Source organism: Methylobacterium variabile (assembly GCF_001043975.1).
Lineage (GTDB): Bacteria > Pseudomonadota > Alphaproteobacteria > Rhizobiales > Beijerinckiaceae > Methylobacterium > Methylobacterium variabile.
Map to the genome: position 1 here is coordinate 1 of NZ_LABY01000131.1, position 18,951 is coordinate 18,951.

Genomic DNA, 18,951 nt, shown 5'->3' on the forward strand with positions numbered 1-18,951 from the left:
TGATCATCGGCGCCGGCGCCGGGGGGCACGCCTGCGCCGAGATGCTGGCCCGGGCCGGCCACGGCGCCGCCGTGACCCTGGTGAGCGACGATCCCGACCCGCCCTACGACCGCACCTTCTGCTCGAAGCAGTACCTCTCCGGCAAGGCGACGCGCGCGGCGACGCGCCTCGCGCCCGAGGGCTTCTACGGCGGCGACGGGCCGCGCCTGCTGCGCGACCGGGTGGTCTCCCTCGACGTCGCCGCAAAGACGGCCGTGACCGCGGGCGGGGCGCGGCTCTCCTACGACGCGCTGGTGATCGCGACGGGTGCCGCGCCGCGGCGGCCCGACCTGCCGGGCTTCGACCGCCCGAACGTCCACACCCTGCGCACCCTGGCCGACGCCGACGCCCTGATCGCGGCGGCGGAGACCGCGCGCAGCGTCGCGGTGGTGGGGGCGAGCTTCATCGGCCTCGAGGTCGCTGCCGCGATGGTGGCCCGCGGCAAGACGGTGGCGGTGGCGGCCCCCGATCCGGTGCCGCTGGCCAAGGTTCTCGGCGCGGCGGTCGGCCGCTTCGTCCAGGGCCTGCACGAGGACAAGGGCGTGCGCTTCCATCTCGGGCGCGGGGTCACCGGCTTCGATGGCCGGGCGCTCGGCCTCGACGACGGCGACCGGATCGAGGCCGACCTCGTCGTCCTCGGCACCGGGGTCTCGCCCCGCACTGATCTCGCGGCGGCCGCGGGCCTGACCCTCGCCGGCGAGGACGAGGGCGGGGGCATCGCGGTCGACCGCGCCCTCGCCACCTCGGCGCCCGGGATCTACGCGGTCGGCGACGTCGCCGCCTACCCGGATCCCCGCAGCGGCCGGCGCCTGCGGGTCGAGCACTGGGTCCATGCCCAGCGCCAGGGCCAGCACGTCGCCCGCGTCCTGATGGGCGAGGCGACGGCCTTCGCCGAGACGCCGTTCTTCTGGAGCGGGCATTACGGCACCAGCCTGCGCGTCATCGGCCATGCCGGCTCGCCGGAGGATACCCGCGTCGAGGGCGCGGTGGCCGAGGGCGACTTCGCCGTGACCTACCGGGAAGACGGCCGCGACGCGGCCCTCGCCACCTGCAAGCGGGACCGCGAGTCCCTCACGGTCGAGGCCGCGTGGGACCGGGAGGCGCGGGCGGCGGGATGATCGCCGATCCCTCGAGCCCGTCCGCCTCGATCTCCCGCAGGGCCATCGCGGCGAGCCAGCGCAGGTTCGCGGCGTCCTCGGGCTCGAGGTCGCGCGGACGGGTATCGGCGACGCAGAGGGTGCCGATGCAGCGGCCGTCCCGCAGCACCAGCGGCTGGCCGGCGTAGAACCGCAGGCCGGGCGGCCCGGCCACCGCCGGGCTGTCGGCGAAGCGCGGATCGGCCAGCGCGTCTGGCACGACCAGCGGCGCCTCGCCGCCTTCCCGCTCCGCGAGTGCCACCGCGTGGGCGCAGAGGGCGGCGTCCCGCGGCGTCTCGCGCTCGGGAAATCCGCGGGCGGCCTTCATCCACTGCCGGTCGCCGTCGATCAGCGACACGGCGGCGAAGGGGACGTCGAGCGCCCGCGCCGCCAGGGAGACGATGCGCTCGAAGGACTCGTCGGGTGGCGTGTCGATGAGGTGCAGGGCGCGCAAGGCGGCGAGGCGCTCGGCCTCCCGGGCCGGGATCTCGGCCCGGGCCCAGCGGCAGGCGGTGCGCATCAGCCACGCCCGCAGCCGGCTGCGGGCGTAGGTGTCGGTGAACGGCGGGGTCAGCCGGTCGCTGAGGCCGGCGGCCTCGTCGCCGGCCCGCTCGCCCTCGGGCGCCACCAGCACCAGCGGCAGGTCGTGGCCGGCGGGGCCGCAGGCCCGCACCGCGGCGCAGAGCGGGCCGAGATCGACCGGCGCCTCGGCCGCCGCCAGCACCACCAGGGTCGGGCGATGGCGCGCGACCGTCGCCGCCAGCGCCTCCGGCGCCAGGGGGCAGCCCTGCACCGCGACGCCGTCACGGCGCAGGATCGCCGCGAGGCGCGCCGCCTCCGGCGTGCCGGCACCGGCGATCACCACCGTCCGCCCGGCCAGGGCCGGCGCCACCGGCTCGCGGGCCGAGGTCTCCCGGGCTCCCGCCGGGACGGCGTCGCGCCGGACCGCGAGGTCGACGGTCCGCCCCTCGGCGGCGGCGAACAGGTCCACCGGCGCCGCGCCGTCGCGGTAGCGCGCCACCAGGGCGTCGAGGGCGGCGTCGTCGCGCTGAGGATCGTGATGCATCAGGGCGAGGCGCGCCGCCCCGGCCTCGCGGGCGGCCTGAAGGGCGTATTCCACGGTGCTGTGGCCCCAACCGGCCTTGGCCGGGTACTCGGCCGCCACGTACTGGGCATCGTGGATCACCAGGTCGGCGCCGCGCAGGAAGGCGGCGTGGCGCGCGTCGAGGCCGGTGAGCGGCCCGTTCCCGGCGGCCGCGGCCCCGGCATAGGGCTCGTGGTCGAGGGCGTAGACGAGGCTCGCGCCGTCCGCCTCCAGGCGGTAGCCGAGCGTCAGCGCCGTGTGGTTGAGGTAGTGGGTCACCACCCGGACGTCGTCGTCCTCGCCGAGGGTGAGGGTGCCCTCGACCAGCTCGTGGTAGCGAATGGTGGCGCCGAGCTGCTCCAGCGCGACCGGGAAGTAGCTGTACTGCATCTGGCCCGACAGCGTGTCGCGCAGGGAGCCGCTGAGGCCGCGGGGCGCGTACACGTCCCACTCGTTGCCAGGGACGAAGAACGGCGCGAAGAACGGGACGCCCTGGATGTGGTCCCAGTGGGTGTGGGTGATGAGCACGTGGCCCCGCACCGGCCGGCCCGTCGCGGCGAGCTCGCGGCCGAGCGCGTAGGCGCCCGTGCCCATGTCGAGCACCACCAGGGTGTCGCGCGCGGTGCGCACGGCGACGCAGGAGGTGTTGCCGCCGTAGCGGACCGTGCCCGGGCCGGGCACGGGCAGAGACCCGCGGGTACCGAAGAAGCGGACCTGCATGGCGTCGAAGAACCCCCGGGGCCGTCCCGGGATCCGCCCGGGCGCGCGGATGATGCCCGCCCGGGGCGCATCCGGGAAGAGGCTGCCGGAGCGGCACCTTGCGCGCCGGCGCGTTCGCGGGCAGGTGGCGGGGACGTCTCGGCCGGAAAGGGCCTGTCCAGCGTTGCAGCGTGACGATACCGCGGGCCTCGCCCGCCTCGAAGGACTGATCGGCTACACCCTGCGCCGGGCGCAGGTCGCGGTCTCCCGCAGCTTCGTCGAGCTCTTCGCCGACCTCGACGTGCGCCAGAGCCAGCTCGGCGTGCTCACCGTCATCGAGGGCAGCCCCGGCCTGCGGCCGAGCCAGGTCGGTGCGGCGATCGGCATCAAGCGGGCCAATATCGGGCCGCTCCTCGACGAGCTGGAGGCCCGCGGCCTGGTGCGGCGCGAGCCCGACCCCTCGGATCGCCGCTCGCAGGCGCTGTTTCTCACCACCGCGGGCGAGGCCCTGATGGCCGAGCTGCACCGCCGCGAGGCCGCCCACGAGGAGCGGATCGCCGCCCTCCTCGCCCCGCAGGAGCGGGACGCGCTCCTCGACCTGCTCCGCCGCCTCGCCCAGGGCGCCCGGGACATGGCGGAGGACGAGGCCGGGGCTGAGGAGACCGACTGAGCCTCACTCCCCCCGGAACCGCCGCACCAGCTCCTCCGGGATCGGCGCCGCCTTCATCCGGGCCGGGTCCTCGGGGTGGCGGCCGGTCCAGACCCGGCGCTCGCGGCCCTCGACGGCGAGCTCGCCGGCGTTGAGCAGGCGGTGGCGCACCGCGAAGCTCGAGCGGCCGACCTCCACCACCGTCGAGACGATCTCGACCCGGTCGCCGTAGCGTGCGGGCTTGAGGAAGCGCGCGCCGGTCTCGACCAGCGGGATGCCGACGAGGTCGTAGCGCGCCAGCATGGCGGCCTTCTTCAGTCCGGTCGCGGCCTCGCACAGGAGCGCGGTCGACCAGTCGAAGAAGTCGAAGAAGCGCGGGTTGAACACGATGCCGGCGGGGTCGCAGTGACCCCACTCCACCGTCAGGGTCCGGGTGACGGTGAAGCCCTCATGGTCGGCAACTTGCTCGGCGGCCTGGTCTCGGGGCGGGGTCATGCGGTCTCCGGGGTGATGACGGCGGGCGCGTAGGGCGCGGCGTAGAGTTGGCCGACCGCCTCGGCCCGGTTGCGCAGGACGCCGCGCTGGTTGATCGAGCCCTTGTCGGTCACCTCGTCCCGGTCGAGGGCCGGGGGCTCGGCCAGCAGCAGGAGCCGGGCGACGCGGTTCGAGGAGCCGGTGGCGCGCGCCCCGAAGGCGGCGAGGCGCCGGGCGAAGTCTTGCCGCACCGCCGGATGGGCGAGGATGCCCGCATCGTCGCCAGCCTCACCGCACAGCGCCCGGCAGGCGGCGAGGTCGGGGAAGACCAGGGCCGCGACCTCGTCCCGGGCCTCGCCCGCGATGGCGACGTCGCGCACCAGCGGCTGGAACGCGTCGAGGAAGGCGGCGCGCAGCGGGCCGACGCTGACCCAGACCCCGGTGGTGAGCTTGAAATCCTCGTTGAGGCGGCCGTCGAAGGCGAAGCCGCGGTGGGGGTCCTCGGGGTCGACCGGCACCAGGGCATCGCCGAGGCGGTAGAAGCCCTCCTCGTCGAAGGCCGCCGCGGTGAGGTCGGGCCGGCGCCAGTAGCCGGGGGTGACGTTGGGCCCGCGCACCCGGGCCTCGCGCTTGCCCCCCACGGGGGCGACCTTCAGCGCCACGCCCGGGGCCGGCAGGCCGACCTGGCCGGCCCTCGCCGGGCGGTCGTCAGTGACGAGGGCGAGGGGCGCCGTCTCGGTGGCGCCGAGCCCCGTCACCATCGGCACCGTCCGGCCGAGCGTCCGGCGGGCGAGGTCGTCGATGGCGTCCCAGACCGGCTGCGGCAGGCCGGCGGCGGCGAAGAAGGTGACCTGGAGCCGGCTGAAGAAGGTGTCTCGCAGCTCCCGATCGTCGCGCAGGTGCGGGACCAGCGCCTCGAACCCCTTCGGCACCGTGAGGTAGAGGGTGGGGGCGACCTCGCGCAGGGTGCGCACGGTCTCCCGGATGCCGGCGGGGGTCGGCCGGCCCTCGTCGATATACAGCGTGCCGCCGTTCGCCAGCACCAGGTTGAAGTTGTGGTTGCCCCCGAAGGTGTGGTGCCAGGGCAGCCAGTCGACCATCACGGGCGGCTCGCGCGTGAGCGCGGGGAAGCGGGCCTGCAGCATCGCCTGGTTGGCGCTGAGCATCCGGTGGGTGTTCACCACCGCCTTCGGCACGCCGGTGGAGCCGGAGGTGAACAGGAGCTTGGCCACCGTGTCGGGCTCGACCGCGACGTGGGCCGCCGCGACGGCGGCCGGATCCTCGGCCTGCATCAGGTCCGCGAACGGGGTCGCGGGCCGGCCGATGGCCGCGCCGTCGGCGATCACCACCTCGGTGTCCGCCGGCACCGCCGCCGCGATGGCGGGGGCGTAGGAAGCGCCCTCGGCCGCGAAGACGAGGCCGGGGGTGAGCAGCTCGACGATCGCCCGCAGGCGGGCGTGGTCCTGCGACACCGTCGAATAGGCCGGCGAGACCGGCGCCACCGCGATGCCGACGTGAAGCGCCGCGAGCGACAGGAGCGCGTGCTCGAAGCCGTTGCCCGACAGGATCATCACCGGCCGCTCGGCCGAGAGGTTCCGGGAGAGCAGAGCCGCGGCGATGCGCTCGACGGCGGCGAGCGCCGCCCCGTAGGTCAGGGGCTCGAAGGCGCCGCCGGGGCCCCGCCGGGCCAGGAACGGCCGGTCCGGCGCCTCGGCGGCGTGGCGCGTCAGGTGCGCGGTCAGGCGCTCAGGGTAGGGCGGCAGCGGCGCCGCCGCGGTGACGAGGAGGCTGCCGTCGCCCCGGGAGACGAACAGGTGGGTGGAATCCGGCATCGTCTCACCCCTTCACCAGCGGGCAGCCGCCCTCGGCGAGCGGGCGCCACGCCTCCTCGGCCGGCACGGTGCGCACCGGCTTGAAGTAGTCCCAGCCGCCCTTGCTCTCGGCCGGGGTCTTGGTGACCAGCAGGTACATCGGGTGCAGCTTGCGTCCGTCCTCGCGGATGCGGCCCTGGCCGAAGATCGGATCGTCGGTCGGCATCGCCTTCATGGCGGCCACCACCGCGCGGCCGTCGCCGGACTCCTTCACGGTACTGACGGCCTTCAGGTAATGCTCCACCGCCGAGTAGATTCCGGCCTGCATGTCGTTCGGCATGGCGCGGCGCGGGTGGCGCGCGGCGTAGCGCGCCGCGAACGCCCGGGTGCCGTCGTTGAGGTCCCAGTAGTACGGCGTGACGATGTAGACGCCCTGCGTCGCCTTGAGGCCGAGCGCCGGCATGTTGGTGATGTTGAGGATCAGCCCGGCGAGGCGCTGGGCCGGGGCGATGCCGAACTCCGCCGCCTGCTTGAGGGCGTTCGAGGTGTCGTCGCCGGCATTCGCCAGCCCGATCACGTCGGCGCCGGAGGCCTGCGCCTGGAGCAGGAAGGACGAGAAGTCGGACGTGCCGATCGGGTGGCGCGACGCGCCCTTCAGGCTGCCGCCATTGGCCTTCACCTCCTCGGCGGCCGCGCCCTCGAGGTCCTTGCCGAAGGTGTAGTCGGCGGTGAGGAAGTACCAGGACTTTCCGCCCTGCTGCACCAGCGCCTTGGCCAGCGCGTGGCCGAGCGACCAGGTGTCGTAGGTCCAGTGCACGGTGTTGGGCGAGCACTGCTTGCCGGTGAGCTCGGCGGTGCCGGCGCCGGAGCCGATGAAGACCTTGTTCTTCTCCCGGGCCAGGTTCGAGACCGCCAGCGCCACGGCCGAGTTCGGCACGTCGACGATCAGGTCGACGCCGTCCTGGTCGAACCAGCGCCGGGCGATCGACGCGCCGATGTCGGTCTTGTTCTGGTGGTCGGCCGAGACCAGCTCGACCGGCCGCCCGACCTGTTTCGCGAAATCCTCGATGGCGAGCTGGGCGGCGATGACAGAGCCCTGGCCCTGGTAGTCGGCGTAGGGGCCCGACATGTCGTTGAGCACCCCGATCTTCACCGGCCGCTCGGCGGCCGAAGCGGGGACGAGAAGCGACAGGAGGGCGGCGAGGGCCGGCGCGAGCCGGCGGACGGGGCGGCGTGGCATGGTTTCCTCCGGGGTGGTTGAGACGGTCTTGGCGCCGGTTTTTGGGATGCATACAAATCTTCGGGACGCTTTTTCATTGGAGCGCCGAAGTAAAGGAAGGCGCGGGATCCCCTCTCCCGCACGGGAGAGCGGAATCGCGCGTCATCTTTTTCTCGCAACGTTGCTACTTCTCGGGGTCATCCCGCGGCCGCGCAGCGGAGCCCGGAACGACCAGGAGGGTATGGGGTCCGGGCGCGGGATCGCGGCCCGCCTTACTCCCTCACCTTCTTCGCCCGTCCTTCGAGAAAGTCCGCCAGCCGGCGCTTCGCCTCGGCGTCGCTCTGGGCCACCGCGGTCATCAGGGCCTCGGTGAGGTAGCCGGTGGCCGGGTCGGCCTCGGCGATGCGCGGCAGGGCGTGGATCAGGGCGTAGTTGGTGAGCGGGGCGTTCTCGGCCGCCCGGGCGGCGAGCGCGATCGCCCGCTCCAGCCCCTCCCCCGGCGGCATGACGTAGTGCGACAGGCCGAGGCGCTCGCCGCTCTCGGCGTCGTGGACACGGCCGGTCAGCATCATGTCGCGCATCCGCGAGACGCCGATCAGCCGCGGCAGCCGCACCGAGGCGCCCCCGCCGACGAAGATGCCGCGCTGTCCCTCCGGCAGGGCGTAAAAGGCGGAGGTCTCGGCGACCCGCAGGTGGGCGGAGAGCGCCAGCTCCAGCCCGCCGCCGATCACCGCCCCCTTGAGGGCGGCCACCACCGGCACCCGGCCGAACTCGATCTCGTGGAACGCCCGGTGCCACATCCGCGAGTGCAGCATGCCGGCCGGCGCGTCGCGCTCGGTCAGCTCGGCAAGGTCGAGGCCGGCGCAGAAATGCGGGCCCTCAGCAGCTATCACCAGGGCGCGCACGTCGTCGGGCAAGCCGCGGGCGATGCGCTCGAGCCCCAGCACCATGCCGTCGTCGAGGGCGTTGCGCTTGTGCGGGCGGTTCAGGGTCACGATCGCCACGGCGTCCCGCCGGGTGACGACCAGGGACTCGGTGCTGAGGCCTGACAGGTCCTCCGCCATATCGGCGCTCCTCCGATTCTCGCTCCGGCCTGTTCGCACCGGATTGCCAAACCTGATTTGTAATGTGATATAACTATCTCAACGGGTCAATCGGGCGACAAGCCCTGACAGAGACCTGATCAGGGAGGACGCCGCGATGAACGACGCGAGCGAACCGGCTTCGGGCTACCGTACGGCGATCGGGCGGGTGGCGGTGATCGGCACCGGCGTCATCGGGGCGTCATGGGTGTCGCAGTTTCTCGCCCGCGGCCTCGACGTCACCGCCACCGATCCGGCCCCCGGCGCCGAGGCCGCCTTGCGGGCGACCGTCGCCCGGCACTGGCCGGTCCTCGGATCGATCGGGCTCGCCCCCGGCGCCTCCCCTGAGCGCCTGACCTTCGTGGCCGGGCCCGAGGCGGCGGCCGCCGACGCCGACTTCGTGCAGGAGAACGGGCCCGAGCGCCTGGAGATCAAGCGCGAGACCTTCCGACGCCTCGACGCCGCGGCGGCGCCCGACGTGGTGCTGGCGACGAGCTCCTCCGGCCTGACCCCGAGCGCCGTGCAGGACGCCTGCCGCCATCCGGGCCGGGTCGTGCTCGGCCACCCCTTTAACCCGCCCCACCTGGTGCCGCTGGTCGAGGTCCTGGGGGGAGCCCGGACCCATGAGGGCGCCATCGCGGCCGCGATGGCGTTCTACGAGAGCATCGGCAAGCGGCCGATCCGCCTGCGGCGCGAGCTCGTCGGCCACGTCGCCAACCGGCTCCAGGCGGCGCTCTGGCGCGAGGCGTTCCACCTCGTCGGAACCGGGGCCGCCACCGTCGCTGACATCGACGCGGCGATCGCGCACGGGCCGGGCCTGCGCTGGGCCCTGATGGGGCCGTGCCTGCTCAACCACCTCTCCGGCGGGCCCGGGGGCCTCGCCCATACCCTCGACCATCTCGGGCCCTTGATGGAGGCGATGTGGGCCGATCTCGGCGACCCGCGCCTGACCCCTGAGCTGAAACAGACCCTGGTCCGCGGCCTCGACGAGGCGCTGGCGGGGCGCGACCTCGACGCGATGGTGGCCGGGCGCGACCGGCTCCTCGTCGACCTCGTCCGGCAGAAGCGCGACGCGCCGGAGCTGCCGTAGTCACCGTTCAACTCAACCCACGGGAGGACAACATGGCCAAGGTGATCGTGACGGTGGCGCCGACGGGCGGCATGGCCTCGAAGGCGCAGAACCACAACCTGCCGACCCAGCCCGGCGAGATCGCCGAGTCGGTGCACAAGTCCTGGAAGGAAGGCGCGGCCATCGCGGCGCTCCACGCCCGCCGGCCGGACGACGAGGCGACCTGCAACGCCGAGATCTACCGCGACATCAACCGGCGCATCCGCGAGCGCTGCGACATCATCCTCAACAACTCGACCGGCGGCGGCTCGAGCGGCGACATGCTGGTGCCGCGCCCCGACGGGCTGTTCGAATCGAGCTTCGAGGAGCGGCTGAAGGGCTGCGAGGCCGGCGCCGAGATGGCGACCTTCGACGGCATGACCTTCGCGGACGTGCATGGCGGCCGCGAGATCCTGGTCGTCACCACGCCGAGCCGCTGCGAGGCGCTGGCCAAGCGCATGCAGGAGCGCGGCATCAAGCCCGAATGGGAGGTCTTCGGGCCGCAGCACATCCTGCAGGACGTGACCCGGCTGATCGAGAAGGGCTACGACAAGCCGCCCTACTACATCAACATGGTGCTCGGTGCCGACAAGGGCTTCCAGGGCGCGATGCCCTACTCGCACGACATCCTGGCAGCGATGATCCGGATGCTGCCGCCCCAGTCCATCTTCTGCGTCTCCGGCATCGGCCCGGCGCAGTTGCCGGCGACGACGCAGGCGATCCTGCTCGGCGGCCACGTCCGGGTCGGGCTCGAGGACAACAACTATTACGCGCGCGGCCAGCTCGCGACCAACGAGCAGCTCGTCGCCCGCACGGTGCGGATCATCAAGGAGCTGAACCACGAGCCGGCGAGCCCGGCGGAGGCCCGGGAGATCCTCGGCCTCAAGGCCGTCTGACGGGAGGGTATGATGCGCGCCCTCCGCTCCGCCCTCCTCGCGGGCTTTCTCGCCTTCGCGCCGGCGGCCGCCGACGCGGAGGGCGCCGTCTCCGGCGACGTGGTCAGGATCGGCGTGCTTGCCGACATGTCGACCGCGATGGCCGACAATTACGGGACCGGCAGCGTCACGGCGGCGCGCCTGGCGGTGGAGGATTTCGGCCCGACCGTTCTCGGCAAGCCGATCGAGATCGTCGCCGCCGACCACCAGAGCAAGCCGGACGTGGCGAGCACGCTCGCCCGGCGCTGGTACGACGTCGAGGGGGTCGACATGATCACCGACCTCGACAACTCGGCGATCGCGCTCGGCGTCCAGGCCCTGGCGAAGGAGAAGGGCCGGCTCGCCCTCATCACGGGTTCCGGCTCGACGGTGATCACCGGGGCGCAGTGCTCGCCGAACGGCGCGCTCTGGGTCATCGACACCCATGCGCTGGCGCGGGCCATCGCCAAGCCCCTGGTGGAATCGGGCGAGAAGAGCTGGTTCTACGTCGTCGCCGACATCACGCTGGGCAAGTCCTTCGTCGCCGACGTGACGCCGGTGGTGACCGGTGGCGGCGGCAAGGTCGCGGGCCAGGTCTTCCACCCCCTGCTCTCGCCCGACCTGTCGTCGCAGATCCTGCAGGCGCAAGCCTCCGGCGCCGGGGTGATCGCGCTGTTCAACGTCGGGGGCGACGCCATCAACGCGGTCAAGCAGGCCTCGGAGTTCGGGGTCCTGGGCGGCAAGCAGAAGCTCGCCGGCTTCTACATGACGGCGGTCGACGTCCACGCGATCGGCCTCAAGGTGGCGGGCGGGCTGTACCTCGCGGAGGCGTTCTACTGGGACACCGACGAGGACACCCGCGCCTTCGCGAAGCGCTTCCACGCCCGCCAGCGGGCGATGCCGAACAGCTACCAGGCCGGCGTCTACTCGGCGGTGAAGCACTACCTCAAGGCCGTGCGGGCGGCCGGCACCGACGCGGCCGACGCCGTGATGGCGAAGATGCGCGAGATGCCGATCGAGGACTTCATGACCAAGGGCGGACGCCTGCGGCCGGACGGGCGGGTGGTCCGCGACGTCTCGCTGTTCCGGGTCAAGCGCCCGGAGGAGTCGAAGGGGGAGTGGGACGTGATGGAGCGGGTCGCGACGCTCTCGGGCGACGACGCCTTCCGGCCGCTCGCGCAGAGCGACTGCCCCCTGGTGCGGGGCAAACCGTGACGACGATCCCCGCTCCCGCCCTCGCCCACGTCTTCGACGCCCGCATCGACGTGGCGGCGCCGGTCGAGGTCGGCGTCACGGCGGCCGGCGCCCGGCGGGTGATCGCCATCACGGGCGGCACCGTGTCGGGGCCTGACCTCGCTGGCCGGGTGCTGCCCGGCGGGGCCGATTACCAGACCATCGCGGCGGACGGGCTCACCCACCTGCACGCCCGCTACGTGATCGAGGCCGAGGACGGCGCCCGGATCTACGTCGAGAACACGGGCCTGCGCTTCGGGCCTCCGGAGGCGCTCGAGCGCCTGCGCCGGGGCGAGCCGGTCGACCCGGGCCTGATCTACTTCCGCACCGCGCCCCGGTTCGAGACTGCGGCCCCGCACCTCGCCTGGATGCAGACCAGCCTGTTCATCGCGACCGGCGCCCGGGCGCCGGACCACGTGGCGTTGAGCGTCTACCGGGTGGCGTGAACCCTCACTCCGCCCGCGCCACCGCGACCGTACCGCCTTCGACGAGGGTGAAGACGATCCCCGCGCTCCTCAGGGCGGCGAGGACGTGCGGGCGGGAGCGGGAGGCCGGTCCCTCGGAATCCTCCTCCAAGCGCCGGACGGTGGAGAGCGACACGCCGCTCGCCCGCGCGAGGTCGTTCAGGGTCCAGTCGAGGAGGCCGCGCGCCGCCCGCAGGTGACAGCCCTCGATCGCATGCTCCACGCGCCGCGGCAGCGCTCCCCGCGCGGCGACCGCATCGAGTTCGAGCGGCGTGATCACGACGGTCCAGCACGGCGGCCCGGCGGTCCCGTCGCTCAGGGGCACCATCGTCATGCGGAACGGGGCCGCCCCGCCCCCGGCGAGCCGCAGGGTCGGCGTGATGCTGAACGGGCGGCCCGCCGCGGCGAGGCGGGGCAGCTCGTCGCGCCAGCGCGGCCATTCCTCCGGGACGATCGGGCTGAGCCAGTTCTCCCGGACCTCGTCGCGGCTCAAGCCGACGAGGGCCAGGAACTCGGAGCCGTACTCGGTCGGCGGCAGCGTCGCCTCGGTACAGATGAAGACCTGCGCCTGCCGCGCCAGGCTGGCCCGGCGCTGCTGCTCCCTGCGATGCAGCTCGGCGAGGCGCTCGCGGTCCGTCACGTCGAGGAGCACGCCGGACACCGCGAGCGGGCGTCCGTCGCCGCTGAAGAACACCTCGCCCTGGCTCACCACCGTGCGCGCGGTCCCGTCCGGCCGGATCAGCCGCACGGTGTGGCTTCCGAAGATCCCGGCCTGGACGATCTGGACGGCATCCTCCAGCACGTCGCGGTCCGCCGGGTGAACGAGGCCGATGAGCCGCTCGTAGCTCGCCGGCTCGCTCTCCGGAATCCCGAGCAGGCGGTACAGCCCGGACGACCAGATCTGCCGGCCGGTGACGAAGTCCCAGTGCCAGGCGCCCGTCAGGCCGAAGGCCTCGATCAGACGCATGAAATCGTGGGACGACGTGTCCGCCGGGCGCGAGCCCGCCTGGTTCGAAGCCGGCCGGTTCATCGGGCGCCGGCCCGCGCCTCGCGCCTTCCATGGCTCAGGCCGCAGCGACGCGTGCCGCCGAACCGTCCCGGGCCGAACCTCGCCCACGCGGCGCGCATCCGAATTCCAATCTCCACGCAAAAATTCCCGAGCAAAAGGCGTGTTTCGCCGCCGAGCGCGGCCATGCCGCTGCGGCAGATGTCCCGACGCCGACAAATATCTTCGGATCAACCGTGCGTCTACTAGGCGACGTAAGGGCGTGGCAAGAGGGCTTGGCAAGAGGGTGTGGCACGAAGGCCGGCGCCGATCCGGCGCCGCGGCGGCCACGTCGCGCGAGCGGCCGCGGGTCGTCCCCGAGAGGGGATCCGGCACCGCTGCGGCACGACGCGGCACCCTGCAGGGCGCGTTGGCGGGAACTAAAACAAAAATTCTCCCGTCCGTTGATGACGCAGTAAATATCTTCCATGATGAAACAGAAAATAGAAAACCGCATCTATTGCTGCGCGCCCGGTCGGCGACCTATCTACGATCCCGGTGCTCCCTCTTCCGGAGCCACGCGTCACGCCGGGTCCGACCATGCGTCCTGCCATCTTTGATCCGTTCGGCGAGCGCCTGGACCTGCGGCCCGGGCAGGAGGGCGCCTGCGCGCCCGCCGCGCGGCGCCGCCCGGTGCGGACGCGCCGGATCGTCGGGATCGTGCTGTTCTGGGCGCTGGCGGCCGGCCTGATCACCGCTCGCGGCGCCTTCTTCGACCCGAGCACCGCCTTCGGGCCCGACGCGCCGGCTCGCGTCGCGGCGAGCGAGGCCGCGCTCGTCCGCTGAGCGCTCCCCTTCAGGAATCGCGCCCGGCACCCCACATCTGGTCGTGAGAGAGGCCTCTCGCCTCCGGAGCCGCGAGGCTCCGTTCCGAGACCGGAGCGACCCGATGCTGTTCTTCCGCAAGCGCGCCGAGATGCCGGCCCCCGACCAGATCCTGCCGGGGCGGCCCACGCCCCTGCCGACGGCGGAGCGGCACTTCGTCAACGGCCGCCCGCTCAAGGACCCCTATCCCGAGGGCATCGAGACGGCCGTGTTCGGCCTCGGCTGCTTCTGGGGCGCGGAGCGCAAGTTCTGGCAGCTCGGCGACGGCATCCACGTCACGGCCGTCGGCTACGCTGCCGGCACCACGCCGAACCCGACCTACGAGGAGGTCTGCTCCGGCCTCACCGGCCACAACGAGGTCGTGCTCGTGGCCTACGATCCGGCGGTGATCTCCTTCGGCACCCTGCTCAAGACCTTCTGGGAGAGCCATGACCCGACCCAGGGCATGCGGCAGGGCAATGATGTCGGCACCCAGTACCGCTCCGGCATCTACCTGCCCGACGAGGCGCGCCGGGCCGAGGCGGAGGCGTCGCGGGACGCCTACGCCGCCGCCCTGAAGGCCCGGGGCTACGGCCCGATCACCACGGAGATCCGCGACGGCGGCCCGTTCTACTTCGCCGAGGACTACCACCAGCAGTACCTGGCCAAGAACCCGGGCGGCTATTGCGGCCTCGGCGGCACCGGCGTGTCCTGCCCGGCCGGGGTCGGCGTCGCGGCCGAGTAGGCGATCGCGCCGGGACCGGCGGGATCTGCCTCCCGCCGTCCCGGACTCCCGTCATCGCGCCTTCAGCACCGTGCGGCAGGCCTCCGGCAGGCCCGCCAGGGTCATCGGCGGGCGGGGCTTGCCCGGGGGCCGCGGTTTCGGGTTCAGCACTGCGTCGGAGAACCAGTAATCGAGCTCGGACCCGCAGCCGTCGCCCGTCGGCGGCGGATCCTGGTCATGGCAGGCCGCCTCTCCGGCCGGGCATTCGAGCCGGATGTGGAAGTGGTAGTTGTGGCCGTAGATCGGCCGCACCTTGGTGAGCCAGCCCCGGTCGGATCCGGCCTCGCGGCAGAGCGCCAGCTTGATCGCGGGGTTGACGAAGAGCCGGCCCACGCCGGGCTCCCGCGCCACCATGCGGATCAGCCGCAGGTGCTCCGGCCGCCAGACCTCGGGATCGATGTCGCGCCGGTCCGGCCGCACCACGTTGGTGGCCGACATCTCCTCGCGCTCGGTCCGGGTCAGGCGCCGGTCCGGCATCGGGGTCAGCCAGATATCGGCATCGAGGCCGAGCTGGTGCGAGGCGTGGCCGGTCAGCATCGGCCCGCCCCGGGGCTGGGACATGTCGCCGACGAGGAGCCCCGGCCATCCCGCCTTGCGGGGCGCATCGGCGGCGATCTTCTCCAGGAACGCGACCAGCCGCGGATGACCCCAGTTCCGGTTGCGCGACAGGCGCATCACCTGCCAGGTGTCGCCGTCGATCGGCAGGGCTTTCGCCCCCGCCACGCAGCCCCGGGCGTAGCCGCCGATCGCCTGCGGCGGCAGCGCCGCCGGCGTGGTGGCGCGGCCGAACAGGGCCTTCGCCGGCACGGACGGGTCGTCCGGGTTGGCGAGCGGCGGCAGCGGCTTCGGGTTGAGGGTACCGCGATCCTGCGCGGAGGCGGGAGCGGCGAGCGCGAGGAGGACCGTCAGGACGGCGGCACGGCGAATCGGCAAAGGGCGCAAGGGCATGGGCCGCAGGCTAGCGCCCCGATCGCCCGCGTGGAACCGCCCTGTCGCCTCGGCCATTCGCCGCAGTGCCCGGCGGCCCCGCGGCCGCGTGCCGGAACAGGCCCCTCTGCGGCAGCGTTTCCGGGACAGAGGACACGATCCGGAGGAATTCCTGATGACCACCGTCGCGCCGACCGTCGGCGACCGCTCCGACATGGGCAGCAGCAGCACCAACGAGACCAACGCGCTCATCGCCAGTGACCGCGTCGAGGGCACCGCGGTGCGGCGCCCGAACGGCGACGGCATCGGCCGCATCGAGCGCCTGATGATCGAGAAGGCCACCGGCAAGGTGGTCTACGCCGTGATGAGCTTCGGCGGCTTCCTCGGCATCGGCGAGGGCTACCACACCATCCCGTGGTCGACCCTGCGCTTCGCCCCGGAGCTCGACGCCTACGTGCTCGACCTCACCGAGGAGCAGCTCCGCTCCGCGCCGCCGGCCTCGGCGGAGGGCAACGACCCCTCCTACGACCGCAAGTGGGAGGAGCACGTCCATCGCTACTTCAACGCCACGCCGTACTGGAGCATCTGACGCTTCCGCCGGCGGAGGCCTCACGGCGCCTCCGCCGGAACGCCCGACACCGCCCAGCGGCACAGGCTCGACTCCTTGACCTTCAGGCAGTCATAGGCCGTGCCGCCGACCACGACCCGCTCGGCATTGCCCTCGACCCGGCCGCGGTCGACCTGCGTGCAGCCGAGATGGTCGGCCTTCGGGTCCGCCAGCCGGGTCCTGATCGCGTCCGGGTTGCCCCCCGTCTCCGCCATCAGGATGCGCAGGTTGGAGAGGGCGCCGCAGGTCACGACCTTGCCCGCAGCGGGCTTCGCCGGCGCGGCCTGGCCCGGCATCCTCGCCCTCTGGCCGACTGCGGGGCCGGCGAGCGACAGGAGGGCGAGCCCGGCAGCAAGGCCCCGCCTCACGGGCCGATCCTCATAGATCCCCGAATCATAGACCTCCCAGGCGGCGCACCAGCGCCCACTCCGCCTCGCTGACCGGCTGCACCGAGAGGCGCGAATTGTTGACGAGCACCATCTCGCGCAAGCCGGGCTCGGCCTTGATCGCCTCCAGGCTCACGGGCCGGGGCAGCGCCGCGACCGCCTTGAGGTCCACCATGCCGAAGCGGCCGGTCTCGTCCGTGTGATCGGGATAGTAGGTGCGGATCACCTCGACGATGCCGACCACCGCCTTGCCCTCGTTCGAGTGGTAGAAGAAGCCCTGCTCGCCGAGCCGCATCGCCTCGAGGTTCTTGCGGGCGACGTGGTTTCGCACCCCGTTCCAGTACGTCCCCGCCTCCCCGGCGGCGGTCTGGTCGTCCCACGACCAGACCGAGGGCTCGGACTTGTAGAGCCAGTACGCCATCCCGTCGTCTTCCCCTCTCGCGCGCCGGGCCCTGCCGCGGGCTGCCCTGGCGCCGGGACCCCATCACCCGATCCGGGGGGCCGAGTCCAGGGGGAGGACTGCCCCCGGTCCTGCGGTCGCCTGCCCCAGGGTCCGGCGACGGATGCGGCGGTGCTTCTCGTGCCGCCGCTGCGCCGGTCCGGATGCGGACGGGGCGTCCCTCTCCGCGTTGCCGCTGTTCTTCGGCGCTGCCGCCCTTCTTCCGCGTCGCCGCTCCTGGCGGGCCGGCTCGGGAACCGTGTATCCTCGCCCGGCCGGCGCAAGGGGGGAGACGATCGTGGACTGGACCTGGCTTCTCTCGGCGAGCGCCTTCGCGGTCGCGATGTCGGCGACGCCCGGTCCCAACAACACCATGGTGGTGGCGTCCGGCGCCACCTACGGATTCGGCCGCACCGTGCCGCACATGCTCGGCATCGCGGCGGGCTTTCCGGTGATGCTGGTCGTGCTCGGCACCGCCGGCCTGCCGTTGCTCACCGACCCGCGGGTCCACGCGGTGCTCAAATGGGTGGGCGCCGCCTACCTGCTCTGGCTCGCCTGGAAGATCGCGCGCGCCGATCCGGCTCCGGCCGAGCCCGGCGCGAAGGCGGGGCCGTCCGGGCGGCCCTTCGGCTTCCTGCAGGCGGCCCTGTTCCAGTGGGTGAACCCGAAGGCCTGGGTCATCGCCGCGGGCGCGCTCGCCACCTACACAGCCGGCGCCGAGGGCGGCTCGCTCGTTGCGACGCTGCTGCTCGCAGGCCTGTTCGGCCTCGTCGCCCTGCCCTGCACCGCCGTCTGGACGCTGATCGGGGTGGGCACCGCACGGATCCTGCGGACGCGGCGGGCCGTGCGGCTGTTCAACCTCGCGATGGCCGGCCTGCTGGTGGCGTCCCTGGTGCCCACCCTGCACGAGTGAGGGAACGGCCGCGTTTCCCGTGAAACACCGCCGTCCGGTGTGCGGGCCCGGGAGGAACCGGGCCCGCGCGATCGACGCTTACGCGATGCCGCCCTGCGCCTGGGCCTCGGCGGCCTTCTGGCGGTAGAGGCCGACGAAGTCGATCGGGTCGATGTAGAGCGGCGGGAAGCCGCCGTTGCGCACCGCGTCGGCGATGATCTGGCGGGCGAACGGGAACAGCAGCCGCGGGCACTCGATCATCACCGCCGGGTGCATCTGGTCCTGCGGGATGTTGCGCAGGCGGAAGATGCCCGAATAGGTCAGCTCGAAGGCGAACAGCACCTCGGTGCCGATCTTGGCGTCGCCCTCGAGACGCAGGTCGACCTCGAAATCCTCGTCGGCGAGCTGCCGGGCGTTGACGTTGACCTGGATGTTGATCTGCGGGCCCTGCTGCTGCGGCTGCAGCGAGCGCGGCGCGTTCGGGTTCTCGAAGGAGAGATCCTTGGCGTATTGCGCCAGGGCGTTGAGGGTCGGCGTGAAGTCGTCGGGCTGCGCCGCGGCGCCACCGTTGCCGTTCGGGACCGGGGAGTCGGCCATGGCGGAGGATTCCTTCGAGGGCTGGACGTAACGACGAACCGTCGCACGCTGGCGCGAAAAACGGCGCGCGCGGCGGCGGCGTTGCCGCTATCATGCCCTTAACCCGCGAACAAGCAGAGGCGCCGATCATCCCTCCAGCCACCCTGACCTTGCGGCAGACCGGTCCCGGCCTGGAGGCGCGGGCTCCTGGACGCCATTCGGTCCGTCGCCGCGCGCGGGTGCCTGGATACGGAGGGGGCCCCTCCCCATATCACGGGCGGGCCCGCGGCGCGGTGCTCCAGCCTCCCTGGTCGGCCGGACGCTTGCCTTACCCGGTTGCCGGTGCCAAAGCCGCCAAGGTGCCAGGTATGTTGCAAGCTGTGACGGGGCGGTCAGGGATGCTCCGCGGAAAGCCGCCACGATCGGATCGATGATGCAGGATTCCCTCGACCTTACGACCCTCATCTTCCTCGGGCTTGCGGTCTTCGTGATCTGGAAGCTGCGCGCGGTCCTCGGCCAGAAGACCGGCAGCGAACGGCCCCCGTTCAACCCCCTCGCCCGCCGCGAGCAGCCCCCGGC

At 72.9% G+C, this 18,951-nt stretch carries 20 protein-coding genes and 1 pseudogene; 11 read left to right on the top strand and 10 right to left on the bottom strand.

Going from position 1 to position 18,951, the window contains the following annotated elements; translation table 11 throughout:
• Positions 1–1,157, top strand: a 1,157-nt coding sequence (locus VQ02_RS18580; RefSeq protein WP_048445696.1) for an NAD(P)/FAD-dependent oxidoreductase, incomplete at its 5' end; no start/stop codon positions are given.
• Here the strand turns inward: VQ02_RS18580 and VQ02_RS18585 are convergent.
• On the bottom strand, positions 1,111–2,979 hold the full coding sequence (locus tag VQ02_RS18585; RefSeq protein WP_083469301.1) for an MBL fold metallo-hydrolase: 1,869 nt from the start codon (positions 2,977–2,979) through the stop codon (positions 1,111–1,113). The genes VQ02_RS18580 and VQ02_RS18585 overlap by 47 nt on opposite strands.
• A 163-nt stretch (positions 2,980–3,142) precedes the next feature.
• Between VQ02_RS18585 and VQ02_RS18590 the strand changes: the two genes are divergently transcribed.
• Positions 3,143–3,628, top strand: a complete 486-nt coding sequence (locus VQ02_RS18590) for a MarR family winged helix-turn-helix transcriptional regulator (RefSeq protein WP_048445697.1) — start codon at positions 3,143–3,145, stop codon at positions 3,626–3,628.
• Positions 3,629–3,631: 3 nt separating this feature from the next.
• Here VQ02_RS18590 and VQ02_RS18595 read toward each other — a convergent pair whose 3' ends face one another.
• From VQ02_RS18595 to VQ02_RS18610, 4 genes are all read right to left on the bottom strand, one after another.
• Complete coding sequence (locus tag VQ02_RS18595; protein WP_048445698.1) at positions 3,632–4,102, bottom strand: acyl-CoA thioesterase; 471 nt, start codon at positions 4,100–4,102, stop codon at positions 3,632–3,634.
• Positions 4,099–5,913, bottom strand: a complete 1,815-nt coding sequence (locus tag VQ02_RS18600) for a feruloyl-CoA synthase (protein ID WP_048445699.1) — start codon at positions 5,911–5,913, stop codon at positions 4,099–4,101. The genes VQ02_RS18595 and VQ02_RS18600 overlap by 4 nt, the downstream gene beginning before the upstream one ends.
• 4 nt (positions 5,914–5,917) lie before the next feature.
• Positions 5,918–7,132: an ABC transporter substrate-binding protein gene (locus tag VQ02_RS18605; RefSeq protein ID WP_048445700.1), complete on the bottom strand. Its 1,215-nt coding sequence runs from the start codon at positions 7,130–7,132 to the stop codon at positions 5,918–5,920.
• Between the two features lie 251 nt (positions 7,133–7,383).
• Complete coding sequence (locus tag VQ02_RS18610) at positions 7,384–8,175, bottom strand: crotonase/enoyl-CoA hydratase family protein (RefSeq protein ID WP_048445701.1); 792 nt, start codon at positions 8,173–8,175, stop codon at positions 7,384–7,386.
• A 136-nt stretch (positions 8,176–8,311) separates the two neighbouring features.
• Between VQ02_RS18610 and VQ02_RS18615 the strand changes: the two genes are divergently transcribed.
• From VQ02_RS18615 to VQ02_RS18630, 4 genes are read left to right on the top strand one after another with little or no spacing between them, the layout of a single operon-like run.
• A complete protein-coding gene (locus VQ02_RS18615) occupies positions 8,312–9,283 on the top strand; it encodes a 3-hydroxyacyl-CoA dehydrogenase NAD-binding domain-containing protein (protein WP_048445702.1) in 972 nt (323 codons plus the stop codon).
• Positions 9,284–9,315: 32 nt separating this feature from the next.
• Positions 9,316–10,197, top strand: a complete 882-nt coding sequence (locus VQ02_RS18620) for a beta-keto acid cleavage family enzyme (protein ID WP_048445703.1) — start codon at positions 9,316–9,318, stop codon at positions 10,195–10,197.
• A gap of 9 nt (positions 10,198–10,206) precedes the next feature.
• On the top strand, positions 10,207–11,430 hold the full coding sequence (locus VQ02_RS18625; protein WP_342447839.1) for an ABC transporter substrate-binding protein: 1,224 nt from the start codon (positions 10,207–10,209) through the stop codon (positions 11,428–11,430).
• A complete protein-coding gene (locus tag VQ02_RS18630; RefSeq protein WP_048445704.1) occupies positions 11,427–11,894 on the top strand; it encodes a DUF3237 domain-containing protein in 468 nt (155 codons plus the stop codon). Before VQ02_RS18625 ends, VQ02_RS18630 begins: the two co-directional genes overlap by 4 nt.
• Before the next feature lie 4 nt (positions 11,895–11,898).
• Here the strand turns inward: VQ02_RS18630 and VQ02_RS18635 are convergent, their stop codons facing one another.
• Positions 11,899–12,879 carry a PAS domain-containing protein gene (locus tag VQ02_RS18635; RefSeq protein WP_167350768.1) on the bottom strand — a complete coding sequence of 327 codons (981 nt, stop codon included), beginning with the start codon at positions 12,877–12,879 and terminating at the stop codon, positions 11,899–11,901.
• Positions 12,880–13,497: 618 nt separating this feature from the next.
• Here VQ02_RS18635 and VQ02_RS18640 point away from each other — a divergent pair.
• Complete coding sequence (locus VQ02_RS18640; protein ID WP_048445706.1) at positions 13,498–13,743, top strand: hypothetical protein; 246 nt, start codon at positions 13,498–13,500, stop codon at positions 13,741–13,743.
• A gap of 103 nt (positions 13,744–13,846) precedes the next feature.
• A complete protein-coding gene (msrA, locus tag VQ02_RS18645) occupies positions 13,847–14,506 on the top strand; it encodes a peptide-methionine (S)-S-oxide reductase MsrA (protein WP_048445707.1) in 660 nt (219 codons plus the stop codon).
• Between the two features lie 51 nt (positions 14,507–14,557).
• Here the strand turns inward: msrA and mepA are convergent, their stop codons facing one another.
• Positions 14,558–15,493, bottom strand: a complete 936-nt coding sequence (gene mepA / locus VQ02_RS18650) for a penicillin-insensitive murein endopeptidase (protein WP_048445708.1) — start codon at positions 15,491–15,493, stop codon at positions 14,558–14,560.
• A 193-nt stretch (positions 15,494–15,686) separates the two neighbouring features.
• Here mepA and VQ02_RS18655 point away from each other — a divergent pair, with 193 nt between their 5' ends.
• Entirely contained in the window at positions 15,687–16,061 is a 375-nt protein-coding gene (locus tag VQ02_RS18655) for a PRC-barrel domain-containing protein (protein WP_048445715.1), read from the top strand.
• Positions 16,062–16,081: 20 nt separating this feature from the next.
• Here the strand turns inward: VQ02_RS18655 and VQ02_RS18660 are convergent, their stop codons facing one another.
• Positions 16,082–16,447, bottom strand: coding sequence for a hypothetical protein (locus tag VQ02_RS18660; RefSeq protein WP_048445709.1), 366 nt, complete (start codon positions 16,445–16,447; stop codon positions 16,082–16,084).
• A 25-nt stretch (positions 16,448–16,472) separates the two neighbouring features.
• On the bottom strand, positions 16,473–16,886 hold the full coding sequence (locus tag VQ02_RS18665) for an EVE domain-containing protein (RefSeq protein WP_048445710.1): 414 nt from the start codon (positions 16,884–16,886) through the stop codon (positions 16,473–16,475).
• Positions 16,887–17,202: 316 nt separating this feature from the next.
• Here VQ02_RS18665 and VQ02_RS18670 point away from each other — a divergent pair, with 316 nt between their 5' ends.
• A complete protein-coding gene (locus VQ02_RS18670) occupies positions 17,203–17,817 on the top strand; it encodes a LysE family translocator (RefSeq protein ID WP_245239778.1) in 615 nt (204 codons plus the stop codon).
• Positions 17,818–17,895: 78 nt separating this feature from the next.
• On the opposite strand, the gene secB is transcribed toward VQ02_RS18670, so the two are convergent.
• Positions 17,896–18,393 carry a protein-export chaperone SecB gene (secB, locus tag VQ02_RS18675; protein ID WP_048445711.1) on the bottom strand — a complete coding sequence of 166 codons (498 nt, stop codon included), beginning with the start codon at positions 18,391–18,393 and terminating at the stop codon, positions 17,896–17,898.
• Positions 18,394–18,805: 412 nt separating this feature from the next.
• Here secB and VQ02_RS39285 point away from each other — a divergent pair.
• Positions 18,806–18,951: pseudogene (locus VQ02_RS39285) on the top strand (Tim44/TimA family putative adaptor protein); the annotation flags it as partial.

Excerpts from the sequence above, each read along its gene's own strand:
- VQ02_RS18620 (WP_048445703.1), top strand. The coding sequence starts at position 9,316 with ATGGCCAAGGTGATCGTGACGGTGGCGCCGACGGGCGGCATGGCCTCG.
- msrA (WP_048445707.1), top strand. The coding sequence starts at position 13,847 with ATGCTGTTCTTCCGCAAGCGCGCCGAGATGCCGGCCCCCGACCAGATC.
- VQ02_RS18595 (WP_048445698.1), bottom strand. The coding sequence starts at position 4,102 with ATGACCCCGCCCCGAGACCAGGCCGCCGAGCAAGTTGCCGACCATGAG.
- VQ02_RS18610 (WP_048445701.1), bottom strand. The coding sequence starts at position 8,175 with ATGGCGGAGGACCTGTCAGGCCTCAGCACCGAGTCCCTGGTCGTCACC.
- VQ02_RS18605 (WP_048445700.1), bottom strand. The coding sequence starts at position 7,132 with ATGCCACGCCGCCCCGTCCGCCGGCTCGCGCCGGCCCTCGCCGCCCTC.
- VQ02_RS18640 (WP_048445706.1), top strand. The coding sequence starts at position 13,498 with ATGCGTCCTGCCATCTTTGATCCGTTCGGCGAGCGCCTGGACCTGCGG.
- VQ02_RS18665 (WP_048445710.1), bottom strand. The coding sequence starts at position 16,886 with ATGGCGTACTGGCTCTACAAGTCCGAGCCCTCGGTCTGGTCGTGGGAC.
- VQ02_RS18655 (WP_048445715.1), top strand. The coding sequence starts at position 15,687 with ATGGGCAGCAGCAGCACCAACGAGACCAACGCGCTCATCGCCAGTGAC.
- VQ02_RS18635 (WP_167350768.1), bottom strand. The coding sequence starts at position 12,879 with ATGCGTCTGATCGAGGCCTTCGGCCTGACGGGCGCCTGGCACTGGGAC.
- VQ02_RS18615 (WP_048445702.1), top strand. The coding sequence starts at position 8,312 with ATGAACGACGCGAGCGAACCGGCTTCGGGCTACCGTACGGCGATCGGG.
- VQ02_RS18600 (WP_048445699.1), bottom strand. The coding sequence starts at position 5,913 with ATGCCGGATTCCACCCACCTGTTCGTCTCCCGGGGCGACGGCAGCCTC.
- VQ02_RS18585 (WP_083469301.1), bottom strand. The coding sequence starts at position 2,979 with ATGCAGGTCCGCTTCTTCGGTACCCGCGGGTCTCTGCCCGTGCCCGGC.
- VQ02_RS18625 (WP_342447839.1), top strand. The coding sequence starts at position 10,207 with ATGATGCGCGCCCTCCGCTCCGCCCTCCTCGCGGGCTTTCTCGCCTTC.
- secB (WP_048445711.1), bottom strand. The coding sequence starts at position 18,393 with ATGGCCGACTCCCCGGTCCCGAACGGCAACGGTGGCGCCGCGGCGCAG.
- mepA (WP_048445708.1), bottom strand. The coding sequence starts at position 15,493 with ATGCCCTTGCGCCCTTTGCCGATTCGCCGTGCCGCCGTCCTGACGGTC.